23 protein-coding genes are annotated in these 20,551 nt (G+C 49.2%); 2 read left to right on the top strand and 21 right to left on the bottom strand.

What is annotated here, in order from left to right:
• Positions 1 to 4 precede the first annotated feature (4 nt).
• From CWE15_RS01695 to CWE15_RS01670, 6 genes are read right to left on the bottom strand one after another with little or no spacing between them, the layout of a single operon-like run.
• Positions 5 to 1,147, bottom strand: a complete 1,143-nt coding sequence (locus CWE15_RS01695; RefSeq protein ID WP_206750088.1) for an MFS transporter — start codon at positions 1,145 to 1,147, stop codon at positions 5 to 7.
• Positions 1,148 to 1,176: 29 nt separating this feature from the next.
• Complete coding sequence (gene aroC, locus CWE15_RS01690; RefSeq protein ID WP_126756319.1) at positions 1,177 to 2,262, bottom strand: chorismate synthase; 1,086 nt, start codon at positions 2,260 to 2,262, stop codon at positions 1,177 to 1,179.
• Positions 2,263 to 2,298: 36 nt separating this feature from the next.
• A complete protein-coding gene (gene prmB / locus CWE15_RS01685) occupies positions 2,299 to 3,219 on the bottom strand; it encodes a 50S ribosomal protein L3 N(5)-glutamine methyltransferase (RefSeq protein ID WP_126756318.1) in 921 nt (306 codons plus the stop codon).
• Positions 3,220 to 3,231: 12 nt separating this feature from the next.
• Complete coding sequence (gene sixA / locus CWE15_RS01680; RefSeq protein WP_126756317.1) at positions 3,232 to 3,720, bottom strand: phosphohistidine phosphatase SixA; 489 nt, start codon at positions 3,718 to 3,720, stop codon at positions 3,232 to 3,234.
• Entirely contained in the window at positions 3,717 to 4,064 is a 348-nt protein-coding gene (locus CWE15_RS01675; protein WP_126756316.1) for an RnfH family protein, read from the bottom strand. Before CWE15_RS01675 ends, sixA begins: the two co-directional genes overlap by 4 nt.
• On the bottom strand, positions 4,051 to 4,494 hold the full coding sequence (locus CWE15_RS01670; RefSeq protein ID WP_126756315.1) for a type II toxin-antitoxin system RatA family toxin: 444 nt from the start codon (positions 4,492 to 4,494) through the stop codon (positions 4,051 to 4,053). Before CWE15_RS01670 ends, CWE15_RS01675 begins: the two co-directional genes overlap by 14 nt.
• Before the next feature lie 126 nt (positions 4,495 to 4,620).
• On the opposite strand from CWE15_RS01670, the gene smpB reads away from it, so the two are divergent.
• Complete coding sequence (smpB, locus tag CWE15_RS01665; protein ID WP_126756314.1) at positions 4,621 to 5,091, top strand: SsrA-binding protein SmpB; 471 nt, start codon at positions 4,621 to 4,623, stop codon at positions 5,089 to 5,091.
• A gap of 28 nt (positions 5,092 to 5,119) precedes the next feature.
• Here the strand turns inward: smpB and CWE15_RS01660 are convergent, their stop codons facing one another.
• From CWE15_RS01660 to nagZ, 13 genes are all read right to left on the bottom strand, one after another.
• Entirely contained in the window at positions 5,120 to 6,607 is a 1,488-nt protein-coding gene (locus CWE15_RS01660; protein WP_126756313.1) for a hypothetical protein, read from the bottom strand.
• Positions 6,604 to 7,041, bottom strand: a complete 438-nt coding sequence (locus tag CWE15_RS01655) for a tetratricopeptide repeat protein (RefSeq protein ID WP_126756312.1) — start codon at positions 7,039 to 7,041, stop codon at positions 6,604 to 6,606. The genes CWE15_RS01660 and CWE15_RS01655 overlap by 4 nt, the downstream gene beginning before the upstream one ends.
• Positions 7,038 to 7,388 carry a DUF192 domain-containing protein gene (locus tag CWE15_RS01650; protein WP_157980693.1) on the bottom strand — a complete coding sequence of 117 codons (351 nt, stop codon included), beginning with the start codon at positions 7,386 to 7,388 and terminating at the stop codon, positions 7,038 to 7,040. The genes CWE15_RS01655 and CWE15_RS01650 overlap by 4 nt, the downstream gene beginning before the upstream one ends.
• On the bottom strand, positions 7,385 to 8,185 hold the full coding sequence (locus CWE15_RS01645; RefSeq protein ID WP_126756310.1) for a type II secretion system F family protein: 801 nt from the start codon (positions 8,183 to 8,185) through the stop codon (positions 7,385 to 7,387). Before CWE15_RS01645 ends, CWE15_RS01650 begins: the two co-directional genes overlap by 4 nt.
• A complete protein-coding gene (locus tag CWE15_RS01640; RefSeq protein WP_126756309.1) occupies positions 8,182 to 9,033 on the bottom strand; it encodes a type II secretion system F family protein in 852 nt (283 codons plus the stop codon). The genes CWE15_RS01645 and CWE15_RS01640 overlap by 4 nt, the downstream gene beginning before the upstream one ends.
• Position 9,034: 1 nt before the next feature.
• On the bottom strand, positions 9,035 to 10,270 hold the full coding sequence (locus CWE15_RS01635; RefSeq protein ID WP_126756308.1) for a TadA family conjugal transfer-associated ATPase: 1,236 nt from the start codon (positions 10,268 to 10,270) through the stop codon (positions 9,035 to 9,037).
• Positions 10,271 to 10,286: 16 nt separating this feature from the next.
• Positions 10,287 to 11,612: a type II and III secretion system protein family protein gene (locus CWE15_RS01630; RefSeq protein ID WP_126756307.1), complete on the bottom strand. Its 1,326-nt coding sequence runs from the start codon at positions 11,610 to 11,612 to the stop codon at positions 10,287 to 10,289.
• A complete protein-coding gene (locus tag CWE15_RS01625) occupies positions 11,609 to 12,388 on the bottom strand; it encodes an SAF domain-containing protein (protein WP_126756306.1) in 780 nt (259 codons plus the stop codon). Before CWE15_RS01625 ends, CWE15_RS01630 begins: the two co-directional genes overlap by 4 nt.
• Entirely contained in the window at positions 12,385 to 12,909 is a 525-nt protein-coding gene (locus tag CWE15_RS01620) for a hypothetical protein (RefSeq protein ID WP_126756305.1), read from the bottom strand. The genes CWE15_RS01625 and CWE15_RS01620 overlap by 4 nt, the downstream gene beginning before the upstream one ends.
• Positions 12,902 to 13,558 (bottom strand): hypothetical protein, encoded by a 657-nt coding sequence (locus CWE15_RS01615; protein WP_126756304.1) that lies wholly within the window; start codon positions 13,556 to 13,558, stop codon positions 12,902 to 12,904. Before CWE15_RS01615 ends, CWE15_RS01620 begins: the two co-directional genes overlap by 8 nt.
• Entirely contained in the window at positions 13,555 to 14,784 is a 1,230-nt protein-coding gene (locus CWE15_RS01610; protein WP_126756303.1) for a hypothetical protein, read from the bottom strand. The genes CWE15_RS01615 and CWE15_RS01610 overlap by 4 nt, the downstream gene beginning before the upstream one ends.
• On the bottom strand, positions 14,768 to 15,028 hold the full coding sequence (locus tag CWE15_RS01605; protein ID WP_126756302.1) for a Flp family type IVb pilin: 261 nt from the start codon (positions 15,026 to 15,028) through the stop codon (positions 14,768 to 14,770). Before CWE15_RS01605 ends, CWE15_RS01610 begins: the two co-directional genes overlap by 17 nt.
• Before the next feature lie 106 nt (positions 15,029 to 15,134).
• Positions 15,135 to 16,130: a beta-N-acetylhexosaminidase gene (nagZ, locus tag CWE15_RS01600; protein WP_241971827.1), complete on the bottom strand. Its 996-nt coding sequence runs from the start codon at positions 16,128 to 16,130 to the stop codon at positions 15,135 to 15,137.
• Between the two features lie 88 nt (positions 16,131 to 16,218).
• Here nagZ and CWE15_RS01595 point away from each other — a divergent pair, with 88 nt between their 5' ends.
• Positions 16,219 to 17,532 (top strand): S41 family peptidase, encoded by a 1,314-nt coding sequence (locus CWE15_RS01595; RefSeq protein WP_126756301.1) that lies wholly within the window; start codon positions 16,219 to 16,221, stop codon positions 17,530 to 17,532.
• A 20-nt stretch (positions 17,533 to 17,552) separates the two neighbouring features.
• On the opposite strand, the gene CWE15_RS01590 is transcribed toward CWE15_RS01595, so the two are convergent.
• Both CWE15_RS01590 and CWE15_RS01585 read right to left on the bottom strand, forming a co-directional pair.
• A complete protein-coding gene (locus tag CWE15_RS01590) occupies positions 17,553 to 19,865 on the bottom strand; it encodes an acyl-CoA dehydrogenase (protein ID WP_126756300.1) in 2,313 nt (770 codons plus the stop codon).
• Positions 19,862 to 20,527 (bottom strand): TetR/AcrR family transcriptional regulator, encoded by a 666-nt coding sequence (locus CWE15_RS01585; protein ID WP_126756299.1) that lies wholly within the window; start codon positions 20,525 to 20,527, stop codon positions 19,862 to 19,864. The genes CWE15_RS01590 and CWE15_RS01585 overlap by 4 nt, the downstream gene beginning before the upstream one ends.
• Positions 20,528 to 20,551 lie beyond the last annotated feature (24 nt).

Raw genomic sequence — 20,551 nt, 5'->3', positions numbered from 1 at the left:
AATCTCATTGCTCTGCTTTTTCTCGCGCAATCCCAAACGCGCAGAACATGCCGATAAGTGCTGCCACTGCAGCAAGCGTGTAGGTAAAAGAGGCGCCAGCACCTTCTTGCCAGGTAATGCCGGACACCCAAGCACCAATGGCCGCGCCACCGCCCCAAGCAACGCTAATATAAATAGCTTGCCCGCGGCCCTGCTGCGACTTCGGAAAGTGGCGATGCAAGAATTTCATGGCGGCACTATGCTGCAGTGCAAAACTAAAGGCATGCAACAATTGCGACAGGGCCAAGACCCACCACACCATGGCAAGGTCGGCCACCAACCACCAACGTAATGCGGTTAAACCAAGGCACACTGCGAGCACTCTCGATGACCGAAAACGTACCAGTAATTTGCTTGCGACAATGAACATGACCACTTCTGCTACAACCCCCAGTGCCAAAATAGTCCCTATGGTGAAAGGAGCGTAGCCGAGCTGAGTTAGGTACAAGGCGAAAAACGCATAAAAAGGCGCAAAGCTCAGCTGCAAAAGAATATTCGCTGCCATAAATGCAAGGAATTGTCGCTTTAAAATGTTGTGCATTATTTTTGAAGTTGGCCCCGTTTTGGCTTGCTGAGGCTCTTGCACCTGCTCTCGAAGGCGCACAACTGAAATGGCCAAGGGCAACATCAACGCTGCAGCGAGCAATGGAAAACTGGTTTTCCCACCCCAATCAATGAGCCACGCAGCCACAACTGCGACCACAATAAACCCTAAGCTACCACTCGCTCGTATGCCGCTGTACTTGTGTTGCTCTTGGCCTAGGGTATTCAATGTGACCGCTTCAAGCTGAGGCAGAATAGCCGACCAAAACAGACTTATAAGCGCCATAATAAGCGCCACGCCAGCAAAGCTGGTGACCTGGCTTAACGCTAAAAAAAGCCCCAGGGTGACAAACACTCCCAACCGAATAGCAGGTAGTCGCTTGCCCTTTAAGTCACAGTACATGGCCCATGCGGGGGGACCAACAATCCGCAGCATAGTGGCAATAGCTATAAGCTCGCCAATTTCACGAGAGGTAAAGTTTAACGCATCCAGAAACACCGCCAAATAAGGCATAATCATGGCTAACACTGCAAAGTAGCCAAAATACGCCCAACGTAAACGCATTGTTTCTTGCTTCGTTATACCTGTTGTTGTCATGGTATTTGATAGCCTATCGGTTGCACCTCTGCGTTTTGTGCTCGCTGGCGTAATAGGTGGTCCATCAGCACTAAAGCCACCATGGCTTCAGCAATCGGTACTGCTCGTATGCCAACACAGGGGTCGTGCCGTCCCTTGGTGCTTACCTGCTGTGCTTCACCCGCCCTATTAATGGTATTGCCTGGAATGGTAATGCTAGAAGTTGGCTTTAAGGCCAAGTCGGCTATCAGCTCTTGCCCAGAACTAATGCCGCCCAGTACACCACCTGCGTGGTTACTGCTAAAGCCCGTTGGCGTCATCGCGTCGCGATGGGTGCTGCCTCGTTGCGCCGCCACATCAAAACCATCGCCCATGCTCACAGCTTTGACCGCATTAATACTCATTAATGCTTTGGCAATGTCTGCATCGAGGCGATCAAAGACGGGCTCGCCTAACCCTGCAGGCACACCTGAAGCCACCACGCGAATGCGCGCTCCAACCGAGTCCCCTGCTTTTAAAAGCTCCCGAATAGACGCGTCTAATTGGTCTAACTTACTACTGTCGGTAAAGAAAAAAGCGTTATTTTGGGCTGCTGCAAAGTCATACTGCTCAGCAATAATGGTTCCCATTTGGGTCATACCCGCTTGTATTCGAATACCCTGTTTCGCTAAATATTTTCTTGCAATGGCGCCAGCCGCCACACGCATGGCAGTCTCTCGTGCAGACGCCCTGCCACCGCCTCGGTAATCGCGCACACCATATTTTTGATCATAGGTGTAGTCGGCGTGGCCAGGCCGATATAGGTCTTTAATGTTGGAGTAGTCGCGACTTCGTTGGTCCGTATTACGGATGAGTAAAGCAATCGGCGTGCCTGTTGTTTTGCCTTCAAATACGCCTGAAAGTATTTCTACCTCATCGGCCTCTCGGCGTGCCGTGGTGTAGCGACTTTGTCCTGGTTTTCTGCGATCAAGCTCCGCTTGTAAGTCTGCTGTGGTAAGTTCAATACCTGGTGGACACCCGTCGATGATCGCAGTTAATCCAGGTCCGTGGCTTTCACCACTTGTGGTGACAGTAAATAGGGTGCCAAAGGTGTTTCCGGCCATAACTTCCCCCTAAAGGTTAAAAGAGTATGCAGGCCCTTATGCAGTGAATGCGGCTTGCCAAGTAATTAAATCGTCCCGAGTGATAGCAAATACACCATCACCACCACGTTCAAAGGACAGCCAAACAAAAGGCACTTCAGGCCACAGCTCAGCCATGTGCACCCAGCTATTACCAACTTCACAAATCAGCACACCATTTGGTGTTAAATAGTCTGGGCTCGTGCGTAGAATGTCCCGTACTAAATCAAGTCCATCGTCACCGGCGGCAAGACCTAGCTCAGGTTCGAAGTGGTACTCCTCAGGCAAGTCAGCCATGTCTTCGGCATCCACATAGGGCGGGTTTGTGACTATCAAGTCGTACTGGGTTTCTGGTAGGCGTTTAAAACCATCGGACTCGAACAAAGCCACCTGCTCTTCAAGCCCATGATGAGCTACATTTATTTCTGCTACCGCAAGCGCATCGGTGGAAATATCACTGGCATGGACGATGGCGCTTGGAAAGGCGTGAGCACAAGCAATCGCGATGCAGGCGGAGCCTGTACATAAATCTAGAATTTGTTGAGGCTGCTCTTTCAACCAAGGTGAAAACTTATTCTCAATTAACTCAGCAATAGGCGAGCGTGGTACCAAGACGCGATCATCCACATAAAAAGGCAGTCCAGCAAACCAAGCTCTATTGACCAAGTAGGCCGCAGGAATACGCTTTTCCAAGCGCAGTGTTAACCACTCTGCCAGTTGTTGTCGCTCATGCTGAGCTAAACGGCAGGCCAGGTAAGATGAAAGTTCACTATGATGAATATGCGTTAGCTCTGAAAGCAACAAATCAGCTTCCTCCCAGCCATTCATTGCGCCATGGCCAAACCAAATCTCAGCTTGGTGTAACTGCGACGCAATATACCTTTGCCAGTCGCCTATGGTGCGTAGGTTCTCTATTTTGTCTTTGCTTTCACTGCTCATGGATGAACTCTCTTAATGCTCTGATTCGCGATAAAATGTTTCTAAAAACCCACTCATAGCTAAGGGTTCTAAGTCCAGCACTGCAATGCCTGCTGTTGGAAATAAAGGAGGCTGAATACGCGTGTCTAAATAGCTCACTAAATAGCAAACAAAGGGCATGTGCGACACGACTAAAATAGACTCCGCCGGCTCAATTTGCAGTCGAGCTAACAGCACACCGGCAAATTCTTCTGCATCACTTTCGGGGGTGACATCGTTGCTTTCTTCAATAACTTCAATTGGCATCGCGTTCGCCACATGGGAAAAGGTTTCCTGGGCACGCACATAAGGGCTCACTATGGCTAGGTCTATTTTGCGTTCATGGGTTTGTAGCCATTCTGTGGCTTTCCGAGCTTCCTCGTGGCCCGCTTCAGACAAGACGCGTGCTGCATCTGCACCGGGCATGCCAAAGCCTCCCTGAGGTGGTATTGCTTCTCCGTGACGCATTACATACAACTTCATGACTCACTTCCTCTGCGCTCTGGCCGTCCACCGGTTACTTGGTCTGCTCTGCCTTCTTGTTTCGCTCGCTCAGCACGTCGGCGCCGGTTTTCTTTAGGGTCCGCAATAAGTGGGCGGTAAATTTCAATGCGATCATTATTCTTCACCGTGTCGGTTAGCTTGCACGTGCGATTCCAAATGCCCACACGATTTTTTTCCACTTTCATTTCAGGAAAGTAGCGCTGCATACCGGAAAGCTCTATGGCTTCTGCCACCGTTGTTTCTGGCGGCACGTGAATACTCAGTATTTTTTGCCGCTCAGGGGTGCCATACACCACTTCAATACTAATATTATTTTGACTCATGACCGTATACCTGCCGTGCCCGCTGTGCGAAAGCGTCAACCATACGCGTTGTTAGTTCATTGAACACTTTACCAAAAGCAAACTGTAACAGCTTACTAGAGAACTCAAAGTCAAGGCGCAAGGTTACTTTGCAAGCATCGTCGGCCAGTGACTTAAATTCCCAATAACCCGTTAGGCGCTTAAATGGGCCATTCACAAGCTCAAGCTGGACTTGGTGTGGCTCGTGAAGTGTGTTGCGCGTAGTAAACGCATGACTAATACCCGCTTTACTAATTGAAAGCTCAGCAACAATTTCTTTTTCTGTGGCACTTATTACCCGCGATGCTTCACAATTTGGAACAAACTCTGGGTAACGTGCAACGTCATTCACTAACTGAAACATTTGATGAGCGCTGTAAGGCACAAGTGCGCTCCGTTCAATTCGAGACATGGTACAGTCCTAAATCTACAACTTTACAAAGGAAGCAAGCATTCTACCTTGAGCTAAGCATACTTTATACCATTGAAAGTATTCTTTTCCCCTTTTCTGTTACGCAGCAAAAGGTATAATGGGTGCATGAAATCAAAAAAATCACCTCCTAGTACCATAGCCTTGAATAAAAAGGCTCGCCACGAGTACTTCTTAGAAGACAAGTTTGAAGCGGGTCTTGAGTTACAAGGGTGGGAAGTTAAAAGTATACGGCAAGGCAAAGTTAATATTGCTGACAGTTACGTGATCTTAAAAGACGGCGAAGCCTTCTTGCTTGGTTCACGTATTCAACCTTTGCATAGCGCTTCTTCGCACGTTATTAACGATCCAGAGCGCACCCGTCGCTTGCTGTTAAAGAAACGCGAGCTCAATACACTCATTGGCAAGTCCGAGCGAGAAGGCTATTCCATTGTTGCTACTGCAATGTACTGGAAAAAATGCTGGGTCAAGCTTGAGATTCACCTTGCCAAAGGTAAGAAGGCACACGATAAACGAGACGCCATTAAAGACCGTGACTGGGCTCGTGAAAAAGAGCGCATGCTCAAACATAAAGTATAAATAAAGGGCGCTCAGCCCTTTATTTATATTACCAGTCGCGACAAATGCAGCTGGCTTGAATGTCTTGCCAAGCTCCATAACGTGAGCAAAAGGCTGCCATATCGCAAAACATCAGCTGATTATTTGCAGTGTTGTTGCATGGATACTCAATATTCCCATACCATGCGTACGTTTCGCCACCTGGAAAAGTTGGAAGCGTCAACGTATAAGTAGCGGGTGGCCACCGCTCTAAAATAGTGACGCTGACGTCTTTAGCTTCACATTCCGTTGCTAATAACTGCCACTGGACTGCTTTCGCCTGTTGTAAGTATACCGACGGGTTCTTCATGCTATACAACTGGGCTTGTACCACAAAGCTATACTCTGAGGCGTCTATTAAATTACCCGACACCTCACAGCGTAGCTTACCCGACCCACCAGCAGGTATGCTTGCTTTTGGACAATGAGCCTCAATATTGTTCGGCACCTGTAGGCGAATACCACAGCCATGCCTGCAATTACTTACTTCATACTCCAGTACCGACAAAAAATACTCAGCATATTGTTGCGACTGACAATTCTGACAGTCTACCCTATGCAAAGTCGGCTTTATGGGTGCTAAACACCATTTACTTTCATGTAAACAATAGTAAATGGCCTGTTCCAAGGTGCTCAAACTCTCTTGAAACTGGGTGATTCCAAGCTGCTCTTGCCCAGTCAGTGAGAGAACACCTAAGACGTTCATTTTTTTCGCTTTCGTGTGTGCGACCACGCCTGTGTTTATTTGCATCAGGGGCACATGAGCCTTCTGCACAACCATGTTCTGCGCTTGCAGTTGAGCCATTGTTGCTTCGTCAAAGCTAGTTTGAGACACAAGTAGCTGCTGGCTATCAATTCCTTGAGCTACCACCTTTATTGCAGTGTTGAGCGAATGGCTGGTGACCTGCTGTATATTGGCACTGTCGCTTTGGCTTTGCTTGGCGTGTAGCAATTCAGACTGCACCGTTTGTGCGACTAAGCCCTTACCCGAAACCTGCTGCGCATTCGATATCAAGCCCCAGGCCCCCCGCAAGTCGGTTGCCATCACTTGTGGAGTGTCTGCTATACGTTGAATGCTTTGTGCCTGGGTATCTTGTGGTTGCTGTTCCGGTACGTTTAAATGAAGCTCACTGCCTTGCGCCACGCTTTTAACCAAGCGGTTACTTAGCATGTGCGCACGCTTGTCTGAGTGAAGCTCCACAACTAAACGCAGCGGATGAACTTCTATTTTAGCCTGTAGGCCTTGCTGCTTGAGTGACTCAAGCCAAGTTAGCCTATCTGGATGGGTTTGCCAGTTTAACCAGGTGTCAGCTGGCTCTTTTTCTATGGCCTGCCAAAACAGTTGAACACGGGCTGTATGCAATTGCTGCTGTAAATGCGCAAGTGCTCGCTCGTGTTCATGGTAAGCGGCAGTGACTTGTACTAGCCAGAGCGCTGTTGCACCTGCCATTAACAAGCCAACAAAAACCACGAGTATAAAGCCAGACTGATGCTTCATAGCGCATGTACATCAACGGGTTGCCCTGTTTGTAATTCCAGCAACCAAAGTAACAAAGGCAAGGGTTGGTCTCGCTCCCCATGCGTGTCTGCTTCAATCAGTGCTTCTGTAGCTAAACGCAAATGACTTAACGCTAGCTGGTACCAAGCACTGGCATGGTCAGGCGCTAGTTCTGTCGCCACTTGATAAGCATAATGAGCAGCGCTGTAATCGTGGCTGCGCATCAGTACCTCACCGAGCATCAACCAAGCCGTGAAGTCGCTTTTCTGGCCTTTCAGTTTTCGTCGCAATAGTGCTTCGGTTGTGGCCAAGTCGCCCCTTTTATAAGCTTGGTTTATACGGGAATCCATCACTTGCAATTCATAGTCGGATACCGCCCGGTGACTACACCCAACACATAGACTGACAATAAAAACAAATACCATTAACCTCATGGTGCACCTCCTTGTGTTACTAGCCTTATTGAATTCACTTTTGCTGGCACTACGCCTGCTGGTAGCTCAATCACACTGAACGCAGAGCTACAGCGACTCAGCCGATAAGGCGTTACCTGGCGATCCAGTCGAGCTAATGTGAGGTCTGCCGTCAGCCACAGTAAATCAAGAGGTATTCGCATTCCAAAAGTGTGAATGGAGCGGCACGGAAGCAACCACATACCATGACACGAGCCGCGCACGCGCCAGCCTAATAACCGTTGCCGAAAAGTATTCGCTACCCGGAGTCGGAACAGCAGTTGCTCGTTTACTGCAACCTGCACTTCCTTGTGCTTTGCCTGTCTCATAAGCCGTTCGACACCTTCATAACAATGACCCCAATAAAAGGAAGAATCGTTGCTGGAAAAATACATAGCGCGAGGGGACCAAGTAATCGAACCGGAGCTTCTTGTGCATATTGCTCTAGGTCCGCTGTCGTCACTTCACGCCTCACCTTGGCCTGCTGCTCAAGCAAAGGCGCTAAGCTATTTCCCTGCTGGCTCGACTGCAATAACAGATTTGCGAATAAGCGTATTTCCGGCCGCGGCAAACGCTGACAAAGCCCTTCTAGCGCTTGTGCTAGGCTGGTTCCCATGCGTATATCCTGTAAAACCACTTGTAGCTCTTCTTGTAGCGCATGGCTTTTATGTTGACTCATACTCCGCTGCAAAGCAGAAACAAGCGGTACCCCCGTTACCAATAACATGGCTAAACCGTCCATAACGACAGGCAATGCATACACAGCTTCTTGTTGCCTTCGTTTTGCGTGACGGCCTGCATTTAAATAGGGTAACCACACATATATCAACAAAGCAGCGCCACCAAGCTGTAGAGGGAAAGATGAGAAAGCCACAATGATTCCCCCTCCAAGCAGCGTGGTTACGACGACCCGTCCAAACCAGCTTTCCACTTGTTTGCTTGAATAGCCCGCTAGTATTAACGGCTGACGCAACGTGTTTGCTACGGGTTGAGGCACCCAGCGAAAGAAATAAGCACACCACATAGGCCACCATTTCCTGTGGCCTTCCGGTTGCGTTACCCAGTAAATCACAGCGGCCGACACGCTCCAAACACTGATGCTAACCGCGACAAGGTACATACTCATAAGGGCACCTCAATGCGTACCGTTTTATAAATTAGCCAATGCCCGATGCTAATAAGCAGCAACATGCTGCCAAGCAAAACCCAGCCAAACAGAGAGTGCATTAACTGTCTCATAGCTGCAGGCTCAAGAAACCACAGTGCAGCCGATAAGAAAAAAGGCAGCGCTGACATAACGTTACCCTGCAGCCTACCTTGGGCCGACAAGCTTTGTACCCGCCGTGATAGTTGAGCACGGGCGCGTAAGCTAGCGGCTATCTTTTCTAATAAGCGCGCCTGTTGACCACCGGAGTCTTGCCCTAATAGTAACCCTGTGACGACGCGCTCAAGTTCATCGGATGGCAAACGCTGGTACAGGCTTGCTAAGGCTTCACTTAGACTGGCGCCTAAGCGCAAGCTGCGAGCTAAAATACTAAACTCTTGGGAAAGGGGGGCTGCTGCATGTGTGCGAACAAAAAATAGAGCATTGCTTATACTGCTGCCTGTGCGCAGCGCGTTCGCGATGAGCATGCAGGCGTCGGGCAACTGCGCCACAAAACGCTGTCGGCGTCGACGGACTAAGTGCCGATAGCCAAGAGGTGGCAGCGCCAAAGTAGCCAGCAAGCAGCACATACTAACAAACACGCTGCGTTGCAGCACTATCATGGCTAGCAACATAAACAACAAGGCACACAGCCACAACACCAATAACTGCCGAGCAGATAAAAACATAAACAACTCGGTGAGCCCTTTTTGTAACCGCACTTCATATTTGTGCTCAACGTGCGCCACTAAGCGTTTAAACAACACCCAAGCACCGCCCATAAGGATGCTGCTTAGCAGCCAGATAGACAGGATGATAAGCCAAGCCATGCTATGTAAGCTCCGCTAAGCACGCCATAAGCTGCGGGCGCAGTCGGTCAGGTGCTCCAGTGAAAAACAAAGGCACTTCACCACAAGCAAGATGACGCCCCACTTGCTGTTCCCATTTATATATTTCTGAAAGGCATACCACATCCCCTTCCATGCCTTGCACTTCACAAACCGACGTAATACGCCGTTGCCCTTCTGCATTTCGTGTTATTTGTACAATCAGCTGAACAGCGCTTGCTATTTGCTGACGGACCGCTAACAAGGGCAATTCAAACCCAGCCATAAGAACCATAGTTTCTAAGCGTCTTAAAGCGTCTCGAGGGCTATTCGCGTGCAGAGTGGTCATGGAGCCATCATGTCCCGTATTCATCGCCTGCAACATATCTAAACTTTCACCACCGCGACACTCGCCTACGATAATGCGATCAGGGCGCATCCGTAAGGCATTTATAACCAGCTGCCGGATGCTTATCTGCCCTTCTCCCTCTTGGTTTGCAGGACGAGACTCTAAACGCACCAGGTTGTCTTTATGCAAGGAAAGCTCTGCCGCATCCTCAATGGTAATAATACGCTCGTTCGTCGGAATGGCATCGGCAAGTACGTTTAACAAGGTTGTTTTACCGCTACCTGTCCCCCCACTAATAAGAATGTTTTGCTTCAGCCCTACGGCAAATTTTAAAAATTCAGCGATAGGTTCACTGCAGCTCCCATTTTGCACTAAGTCATTTAAGCGCAGACGCGTTTGTGAGAACTTTCGAATTGTGATGGAGCTACCATCTATAGCAAGCGGCGGAATAACCGCATTGACACGAGAGCCACACGCTAAGCGTGCATCTACCATTGGTGAGCTTTCATCAATGCGTCGCCCAAGCGGCGTCACAATACGTTCGATGGTACGGCGAACGCTGGCCTCATCTGCAAAGGTCACTGAACTGCGAGTGAGCTGCCCAGCTCGCTCAATAAATACAGTATCAAAGCGATTGACCATAATTTCTGATATGCCTGCATCGCGCAGCAAGACTTCAAGCGGGCCAAGCCCTAGCAAGTCGTCTAACACTTGAGCAATTAATTGTTCCTGCTGAGGCTCTGCATGGTATGCAGGTACTTGCTCTGCTGCATGTCGAATAATACCAGCAAGGTATTCTCGCACTTCCGCATCGGACAGGTGATCTATTTTCGCCCTATGCACATCGAGCAGCCCAAGGGCTTGTTGCTTTAACTGTTGAAACACGTCCATGTGCTCTCCTTATTTCTTAATTGCCCATATCCTTGAGTCCTCGGCAGCCCGCACGCATTAGATGCCGACGATAGCCCTCAGTGCGTGCTTGACGCTCTTGCTCCTGTGCTTCTTCGTCAGCCACTAAGCGTGGCGTTAAAAACACCAGTAGTTCTGTTTCTTTGCGTGCACTCTCGTAAGCCGAGCCTAACTGCATAAGCCCTTGCCAGAGGCCCCGATGCCCAGGTAAGCCACTTCGTTGTTGCTGATCCTCCGAGCTTTTCAAGCCTGACAAAACAATCGTTTCCCGGGGCGGGAGTACCACCTCCGAACGGCTCCGCCGAGTCAGTAAGCCAGGTACCCCTTGAATTGCAACAGCATGGTCGATACGACTTAACTCCGCTTCTATTTCGGTACGGATAAAGCCATTATTAAGACGTACAGCGGTGGTGTTTATTTTTATGCCATAAGGGTGAAACGTGACATCCATAGCGCCGTCTTTATTAAGTTGTGGCAAAGGCAACTCACCACCCGCTAAGAATTCAGCCGACGCGCCTGACTCGAGCCGTAACTTTGGCGTGGCTAAAATGCGCGCTTCGCCCCGCTCTTCGAGCAACCTAAGAGTAGAAGACAGTTGTGTATGTAAACCTAAATAAGCATAAAGTCCTTGCCACGACTGAGCTCCTAATTCATTGACAGAAGGCTGCCATGCGTCGCTTGTATCGTGAAATAAACGAAACCGACGCCCTCCTAGCCAGTCACTGAGTAAACCAAAAGAAGGGCCTTGGGCTGATGGGTTCCAGCTCAGTCCCTGCTGTTTTAAAAAGCGCCGATTAAACTCCACCACGTGCACTTCCATTTCTATCATCTGTGGGTCAGCAGCTAGCTGTTCAAGTTGCGACACATCCAGTTCTTCAAAGCTAGCGGCCAAAGAACTTAACTGTGCTGCTTCTACACGTGTTGCTTGACCGCTCAACCACACTCGCTCTGGAGTCGAGTGTCGTTGAATACGAGCATGTTGCAAAAACAAGTCTAAAAACTGATTTAGCATATAGCGCTGTTCTGAGTACACATTCACATGAAACTGCTGTCGAGGCTGATTCTCGTACCACAAGGTGATTTGACTCGTTCCTGGCTGCAACGCAAAAATAAGGAGGTCCTGGTCACTGCTGTGAACAGCAACAACTTCAGGATTTGAAACACTTACCCGTGACAATGAGGTTTCACCTGCTTGCTGGCCTTCATTCAACACATGAGACTGCTTCACCGTCAGGTCTATCATATTGAGCGGGTTCGCTTCGGACACCCCGAAGGTCAGAAACAACAAAGCAAGTATGAACTGGTTGGCTTTGCCGCGTTTCATCGACGTTCCTCCTCTGAATATGCGCTTACGCCATCTGGGTGAATAATCTCGGTGACCTTAGGAAGTGCCAAACGATCAGGCGATCCCTGAGAGTGGATGCTTTGTATAACAGGGACTAACAACCTTTGTTGTTGTAACGTATAAAGCTGCGCATAAGCGGTTATTGGCACTTCGAAAATGCCGTGGGTAGCACGCTGCTGTATGCCCATTGCACGCTCTGCTGCTGAGGGCTGTGGCACGAAGTCCATCAATTGAATATTGCTTAATAGCTTTTCCCACCCCCTCGACTGAACTGCATAAAAGTCAAAGGTGTCACCAGGTTGGACACTGTGTCCATGGGTCCACTCTGCCACGAGGGGCAAGGTAAACGCGGTATAACCTGAACGTATACGCTCTCTCAACACCAGCGTACTCTCCGCCATTAAATGCAAGCGTTGAATAGGCTTTCCTTGCCTTACTTCGCTTGTCACCACATGACCCATAAGCTCCTCTACCTGCTCGGCAAAGAACACGTCGTCTGGTAGTGCTTTGGCTGGCAAGGACCGCGCTGCCAGCAAATCTAGGCTCAGCGTGTCACCTGGGGTTAAAGTCTGCCTTGGAACCACCACATGTAACTCTTCCACGGGCAAAGGCGGCAGACGCGGGCGCTCAGAAACTTTTAACTCTATATAGTTTTCGATAGCCCACCAGCTAATGAATGCGGTGACAACACCTAATACTGCTGGCAACCAAATAACAATAGGAAAGCCCTTCCTCATTTGCTGTTTATTTGTCATGGTTGCCGATTCCGCTCCACACGCAATAAGTGGCTAATTCCCTCTTCGTCTTGCCACCCGGTTACCGTTATATCCAGACCTCGTTGCCACCAAGCCCATACAAAAGCCTTTTGAAACTGCTGGTTTAAATAAACCTGCGCCCCCTCCGACCGAGCCTGTTGACGTGTCTGGTGATATAACTGATACAAAGGCGTACGATTGACATCCACACTCATATGAACCCCGTTCCAGCTAATATGCTGTTGCGTTTGCTCCTCAAGGCGCCGGCTTTCGCTCCATATACTCGGCTGCACTGAGTAGTCCCATGTATACATCACCTCGTTGGTTAAGCATTGCCAGCTTGTCGTTGACGTGACAGGCAAAACGAGACAGTCCGCTTGCACTAACTGCTGTTGCACCCTGTCAGAGGGTTCATACACAAACCAGCTTTGCACACTTAACCCTGCTATTTGCACTGGTTCTCCTAGAGGCTCTCGACTTATTAAAGTGGGCCACACGGCAAGCATTAATAGGTTAATCATGACACGCCTGCCCCTCACATAAGGCGCCCTCAGGCACCACATCTTCATTTACATAACCAAATATCAGTTGGTCAGGGTGGAGTTCTTTTGCCATAGGTAACTTCGCAGTCACCGCTTGTAGAGTCGCAATATCAATACCTTCTAAAAGGCTTGTGGTGGTGAGCCGACGAGGCCGTCCTGTCAGGTCCTCTGGTTGTGAAGGGGACCAGTCGTCAGCTAAACGTACGAAGTTCATCCAGGCTATTTCTTGCTCAGGTTGGCTCAGCGTTAAGCTGTACATGTTACGTAAAGGCATAGTCAGTCCGTCGGCCAGCTTTAATGTTTCCCAGAGGGAAGCGACCTTGCTGCCTAAGCCATAATCATCTGTAATAGACAGTTGGCTGCTGGGCACTGCCCGGCTTTGATACTGGTACCTTTGCTGGACCATTTCTAAGTCCAACTGTTCCATGCCTAAACTGTCTCTCCAGGGCGCTTGCCGAAGTATAATTTGTGCTTGCTCTTGTATTTCTGCACGCGCCACTAATTGTTCGTGTAGTAAAGGCACCCCCCATATAACAAACAACCCAAAAAGTGAAAGGGCAAGGGAAAGCTCAACGAGGGCTTGTCCTTTTATATTTTTAGAGTAAGTAAAGCGGCAGATAATCTTCATATTTGCAGCCCCAACAATTCCAACTCCACCGGGTGAACTGGGGCTTTTTGGCGGCGCCAGAAGGCATTGAACAAGTTCGGTTTCTCATATGCTTGATCAGCCCGAGGCCACCATTTTGCTGGACGGGAGTACACCAGCTCCGTGCGCCCAACCCCCCAACGCTTTGGAGCCCCTGTTTCTTCATTTGCGGGTTTGCGCACAGCCACCGTGATGTACACAGGCGCTGTGTAGTCTGTCAGTACGTATTGGCTTGGCACCTGATGGCCCCCTGGAATAGGTAACGCACTTTTCGCGGCAAGGTAACTGCTGAAAGGCAGTACTTTATAACTGCCACCATAGCCAAGCCCTTTTAGTTTGTAGGGGAGCTTTTTCTGTAAGTAATTCGCCCCCCAGCCAAGTGGTAGCTCTTTGTCTGTAAAGAAACCACCCACTTGCAATGCTGTTGTGTCTATAGCATGCCAGTACACTTTCCCCGCTTGCTGACCTACTTCGCTGGCACCTAGCTTATTCGCTTTCACAAAGGGTAATGTCAGCCATCGGTAGGTACGTTTCTGGCTAAACCCGTCACGGCTTTCAGCCACCATGCGAATATACTCGATATGCTGAGCGTGCCCAGAACGGCGAGTTTGCATTTTCATCCACACATCTTTGAAGGACTGCAATGAAGCATGGTTTAGCAGCGCTAATTCATACTCCGGATGACTGGCCTCGACGATTTCTTGCATGGTCAGAATGCTGGAAGCCCAGCTAGCTGCATGGAAAGTGAACTGTGCAGACTGTAATAGCTGCAGCACGAGTTGTTGGGCTTTAACGGCAGCGGGCAAGGCTTTTTTGATGGCTTGGTCTGCCCCTTTGACAACCTTGCTGACCCCCTGCATAACGGGTCCTAGATAAGGCACCCAAGCGGAAATGAGGGCGATATTTTCCATGGTTTTACTCCCCATAGAAAACCACGAGCTCAGCCCCATGAGCTGGCCGATAACCACTTCATTTGCCAGCATCGCCCGGTTTGTAACCGCTTTGAAATTTAAGTCGCGTGCGGCAATAATGCCTGCGGCATCTGCCACATAATCAGCCACATGCTGAACATGTAACTGTTCTTGCGATTGCAGCGTTAAGCGCACCACCCCTAAAGTGACAAACAAAAACCCAGCCATAAAAAGGGCAGCAAGCATCAATACCTGTCCATGCTGCCTTTTTAGTTTGGGTTTAGCTTGCATCGTCATAGTCACTAAGACCATAATTCTGCTTTGCTTTTGTTGACGCTTCTTGGGCGGCGCCTTTCGCTTCGTTCAGCTCTTGGCTGGAAGACTGCCCCGCTATTTCTTTTGCGACTCCCGCTACTTGGTTTCGAACGGTTTTACCTAAAAGGGAATACACGCCAATGGCAGATACTACGACCAACGCCAGAATAACAATGTATTCTGTCATCCCTTGTCCTGTTTGCTTGTTTCTTTGCCTGTGTTTCATAAGGTCCCCCTGCTTATTCAGCTCCATGTCGATCATTTGATGACATGACTGTTTTAGGCAGGAAGGGTGTTATTTGCCAGGAATTTGACTGTATTTAAGCTTTGGCTTATACCTTTTCTGAATACTGTGCGAGAGTAGCTAAACTTTGTTGTTTCTGGGCCAGGTCCTCTTGAAAGGCTTTGCCAAACAGCAGAGCTGCAGCATCACGCCGTGCTAAAGGTGCCGGAGCAAGCTCTAGTACTCCCATTGCTGCTTTGCGGTTATTGCAGACTAACAGCAGCTCCGCACCTGCTTCATACGCTGCTCGGGCGCGCGCTGGAACATCGCCAACCACACGGGCACCTTCCATAAGCAGGTCGTCACTTATGATGACCCCCTCAAATTGACATTCTTGACGCAGTACTTGCTGTAACCAAAAAGGCGAGAAACCAGCAGGTAGCGGGTCAACCTCACTGTAAATAACATGAGCAGGCATCACCGCATCGAGACGGGAGGCTAACGCTTTAAAGGGGGTGAGATCATGATGCTGAATACTCGCGAAACTGCGATCATCAATAGGGATGTCAATATGGGAGTCTGCGACAACGGTTCCATGGCCAGGGAAGTGCTTTCCGACACAGCGCATACCGGCGGCTGCCATCCCCTGCATAAAGGCGCTTGCCAATTGCTCAACCTGCAACGGATGCGCTGAAAAAGCACGGTTGCCAATCACTGTACTTTCTCCCATCAAGTCCAGTACAGGTGCATAGCTTAAGTCGATATCGAACATGCGCAGCTCTGCCGCCATCAACCAACCTAAGTCATAGGCGTCTTGTTTCGCTTGCTCCGTGTTTCCTCCCCACCGTTCGGCAAGGGCAGCCATAGGTGGCAAAGCAGAAAAGCCTTCACGAAAACGCTGCACCCTCCCCCCTTCATGATCCACCGTAATAAGAAAATTGGTGCCCCGCAAAGTGCGTATTTCGTCAATTAACTGACGTAATTGTTGAGGTGACGCATAGTTCCGGCTAAATAAAATAAGCCCTTTTACATCAGTATGCTGCAGCACCTCTTTGTCTTCATCTGTTAGCGAAAGCCCTGCAATATCAATTATTAGACCACTCATACTTGCCTTTGCCTTATATCCACAAACGTGTAAATTAAGTTATGCTAACCCATTATAGGTTTTATTTCTTTTGCTATATAGGTGCCCTATGCGCAAAAAATTACTTACCCTGTGCGTCATGCCATTTCTTGTTTCTGCCTGCGGTGGAAGCGACTCCAACGACCAAGGCATTGGTGGCAGCTGTTCCGTTGTTAGTAAAAACGCTACTTTGTTCTCTATTATGCAACGCGACTACCTGTGGAATGAAGACTTACCTGCAAACATAAACCCGCGTGCTTACGCCAATATGGACGAATTGCTCAACGCAATCAAAAGTTCAAAGGACCGCTTTTCCTTCATTATGACAGAGCAAGAGTACACGGATAGGTACGTGAATGCGGAGTTTTTTGGCTATGGCTTTTCCACGGAGAACCGCTTTGAAGAAGGCGTAATGAAGGTCCGTTATGTCTTTTCAGACTCACCAGCAGCTGAAGTAGGGCTTCGTAGAGCAGACGATATTATTGAAATAAATGGGGTTTCTACCGAAGTTTGGTTAGAGCGTATTCGGCAAGGTACCGCTACCAACGCCGATATTTTTGGTCCGAATGAACCGGGTGTCACCACTACGCTGATGTGGAGAAGCCCCGACGAGTCTGTGAGCTCTGCAACCATAGAAAAGCGAACCGTAGAAACCAATACTGTATTCCACACTCAACGCGAGCAAGTGGGTAACCGAGAAGTGGGTTACTTTGTTTTTGACTCCTTTATTGACCGCTCCCAAGAGGACATTAACACAGCATTAGACCAGCTCATTGGAGTGGACGAACTGGTGATTGACTTGCGCTACAATGGCGGCGGGTTAATTCGCATTGCCAACCAGTTAGCTTCGCAAACCGCTTGGCATCGAGTTGAGCACCGCACTTTTCTAACCTACAACTACAACCAAAACTACCAGCCCGAGTCGATTTTATTCGATTTAGGCGGTGGTATTACCCGCATGAACTTAGACCGAGTGTATGTACTCACATCACAAGGCAGCTGCTCTGCCTCTGAGCTTGTTATTAATAGCTTAACGCCTTTTATTGAAGTCATCACCATTGGCGAGCAAACCTGTGGCAAACCAGTGGGTCAAAGCCCAACCAAAATTTGTGATGAGATTTTATTCGCCATTAACTTCCAAACCGTGAATGCCAATGGCTTCGGTGACTACTTTGACGGCTTGCCTGTTACCTGCTCCGCGGAAGACACGGTCGTTGCTGATTGGGGCTCGCCCCAAGACCCGCTGCTAGCTACCGCATACCACTATGTAAATGAAGGCGCCTGCCCAGCTGCCGAGGTGGGTGTACAAAGTATGGCTCAGAAACAACAAAGGGCCCCGTTAACACGAGACCCTTTGATTGATAAACGCTTGAGTGAACACTAAGCGCTAAGAGCAAAGCTGCTTTACGCAGTTTTGCTCTTAAATGTGCCTTGCTTTACGTCCTCAAAGGCAAAGCTGTCGACCGCAATGGCGCGCTGACGGAGAAGTTCGCACTGTTTGACTTGCTCTGCTTCATGCTCCGTGAGCAGCCCTAATCCCACAGCGGCCTCAACCCAAGCTTCGCCACTCAGGTTCGCGTCTAGTTGCCCTTCTTTTTCTGCTTTGTGCAAACGCTTATACAAGGGTTTCAGCGCATGCATTAATTGGAAAGCTAATTCCATATGCCCTGTCGTGTCGGTTGGCGAGTCTTTCCAATAGCACAGGAAAGTATGACGATCGCGCATCGTACTGGGCTCCATCATACTGCTGGCAATAGCACGGGCGTCTTCGTCTTTTGGTGCAGCATAGCGTATACCCAGTGGGAAAATGAGAAGCTTCAAAGCAGAACCAATCAGAGGCTTCGGATAATTCTTAAATAAATCAGCAAACGCCTGACCGATGCAGTGCAAATGGTGGTCAAGTGCATAACGCACAAATGGAAGCTCTGAGTGCATGCGCCCTTCGTCTTCGTAACGTTTTAATACTGCGGACGCCATATACAAGTGGGAAAGCACATCGCCTAAACGCGCAGAGGTCATTTCCCGGCGTTTTAAGTCGCCACCTAAACTTAACATGGCCACGTCAGCACAGAGGGCCATGGCACGGCTCATGCGTGACAGCTGCTGATAGTAGCGCACCACTTCACCGCTCACAGGTGACGCTGCAAAGTGAGCCCCTGTGAGACCATGCCATAAACTGGCAAAGGTGTTACTTAAGGCAAAACCTATATGCTTCAATAGCAAGCCATCAAACTGGTCTAGCCCTTGTTCTTCATCACTGTTTGCGGCCGCTGCCATTTCCTTTAATACGTACGGGTGACAGCGCGTAGCACCCTGACCAAAAATCATCAGATTTCGGGTTAAAATATTGGCTCCCTCAACTGTGATAGAAATAGGCACGCCCATGTAAGGGCTAGCCAAGTAATTTAATGGCCCCATTTGAATGCCTTTACCCGCATGTATATCGAGCGCATCGTTCAATACTACACGGCCCATTTCTGTCATATGGTACTTGGTAATCGCTGTAATAACTGACGGGCTATACCCTTCGCACAAGGCGGTCACGGTTAAGCGCCGAGTAGACTCTAAACTGTAGTTAAGGCCCCCTATTCTACCCATAGCTCCTTGCACACCTTCAAAGTGACCAATAGATAAACCAAATTGTTGGCGAACAAAAGCATAGGCTCCTGTCATACGCTCACTCGTGTGGCCCGTTGCTGTCGCTAAAGCCGGAAGTGAAATACCACGGCCGGCAGACAAGCACTCTACCAACATGCGCCAGCCCTTTCCTGCGTACTCCCGCCCCCCAATAATCCAGTCGAGCGGAATAAAGACATCGTCTCCATAGGTGGTGCCGTTTTGAAAAGCTTGGCCCAGAGGGAAGTGACGGTCACCAATCACAACGCCTGGATGGTTTGTTGGGATCAGCGCACAGGTTATACCTATGTCTTCCTTTTCGCCCAGCAACTGCTCGGGGTCATACAGCTTAAAGGCAAGCCCTAATACTGTGGCAACTGGAGCCAAGGTAATATAACGCTTGCTCCAACTCACCCGAATACCAAGAACTTCTTCCCCTTCAAATTCGCCTTTACACACCACACCTACGTCGGGTATACCACCGGCATCCGAGCCCGCTTCCGGGCTTGTTAACGCAAAGCAAGGTAACTCTTCACCCTTAGCCAAAGCCGGCAGCCAACGCTGCTTTTGCTCGTCCGTACCATAATGGGTTAGCAATTCACCTGGACCCAGGGAATTGGGCACCATAACACTTACGGCAGCGCTAATAGACCGCGTGGCAATACGCGCCACAATATGAGAGTTGGCGGCTGCTGAAAAGTCGAGCCCGCCATACTCTTTACCAATAATCATGGCAAAGAAGCCTTCTTGCTTTAAGTAATCCCAAACTTCGTCTGGTAAGTCGCGATCATGCACGACAATGTGAAAGTCATCGAGCATGGCTAGAAGGGTTTCCAGCTGGTTATCAATAAAGGCTTGCTCATCTTCAGTAAAGCTCGGCGCTTTCGTAGCCAGTAAGTGTTCCCAGTCTGGGCGGCCAGAAAAAAGTTCAGCGTCCCACCAAACATCGCCGGCTTCAATTGCTTCCCGCTCTGTGTCCGACATAGGCGGTAGTACCCGCTTAAAAAAGCGAAAAGCTGGCTGACTAATAAAACGGCGGCGCACCGTCGGCACGCCAAATAAAATAAATACTGCAACCGCTATTAAAAGTAAAAGTGTCATACGACTTTACTCCTGGTTGTTGATAAAAAGGTGGCCTCAGGGGCTGAAATGCCTGCGGCAACATACGCCAGCAGACGCTGCATCATATAAGCTTCTGGGTTGGGGTCTGCAAAGTCTGCTTTGGCTATTTCTATAAGGGCTCTTGCTGAAACTTGCGCAAACAATACGGTGCCCAAGGCAAAGTGCAAACGCCAAAATAAAGTTTCGGTGGCAAAGCTCGGGTTTGCTGTCTGGAAAAGTCGAAAGGCATGTTGCACCACATCGCCAAACCGCTGCATAGTGAACTTTCGCAAATGTCCTTGAATTTCACTGTACCCATACCCGAGCAACTTCAAGTATATTTCAGCGCCCCCTGCACAAACCTGCTCTAAAGCAGCAAGAGGGCCAACAAAACACTGCACAATGCCTTCAGTGGACACATTCCCTTGGTCTTCCAAACGTTTCAGTTCAGCACTTAGGGCGGGCATAAAAACCCGTTGGTAACGCTCCACAACAGCCTGAATAAGACCTTTCTTCGAGCCGAAATGATAATTTACAGACGCTAAGTTAACGTCCGCAGACTGGGTGATTTCACGGAGAGATGTTGCTTCAAAGCCCTTTTCCGAAAAGAGCTTTTCGGCAGCACGGAGTATTTGCTCGCTTGTTTTTGCAGCCTTGCTCATAGCGCCCTTGTTTTAAACAGGTGT

The sequence above is a fragment of the Aliidiomarina taiwanensis genome (genome assembly GCF_003987015.1).
Classification (GTDB): Bacteria; Pseudomonadota; Gammaproteobacteria; order Enterobacterales; family Alteromonadaceae; genus Aliidiomarina; species Aliidiomarina taiwanensis.
Note: the sequence above shows the minus strand (reverse complement) of the source record. Positions and strands in the feature narration are given on the sequence as shown.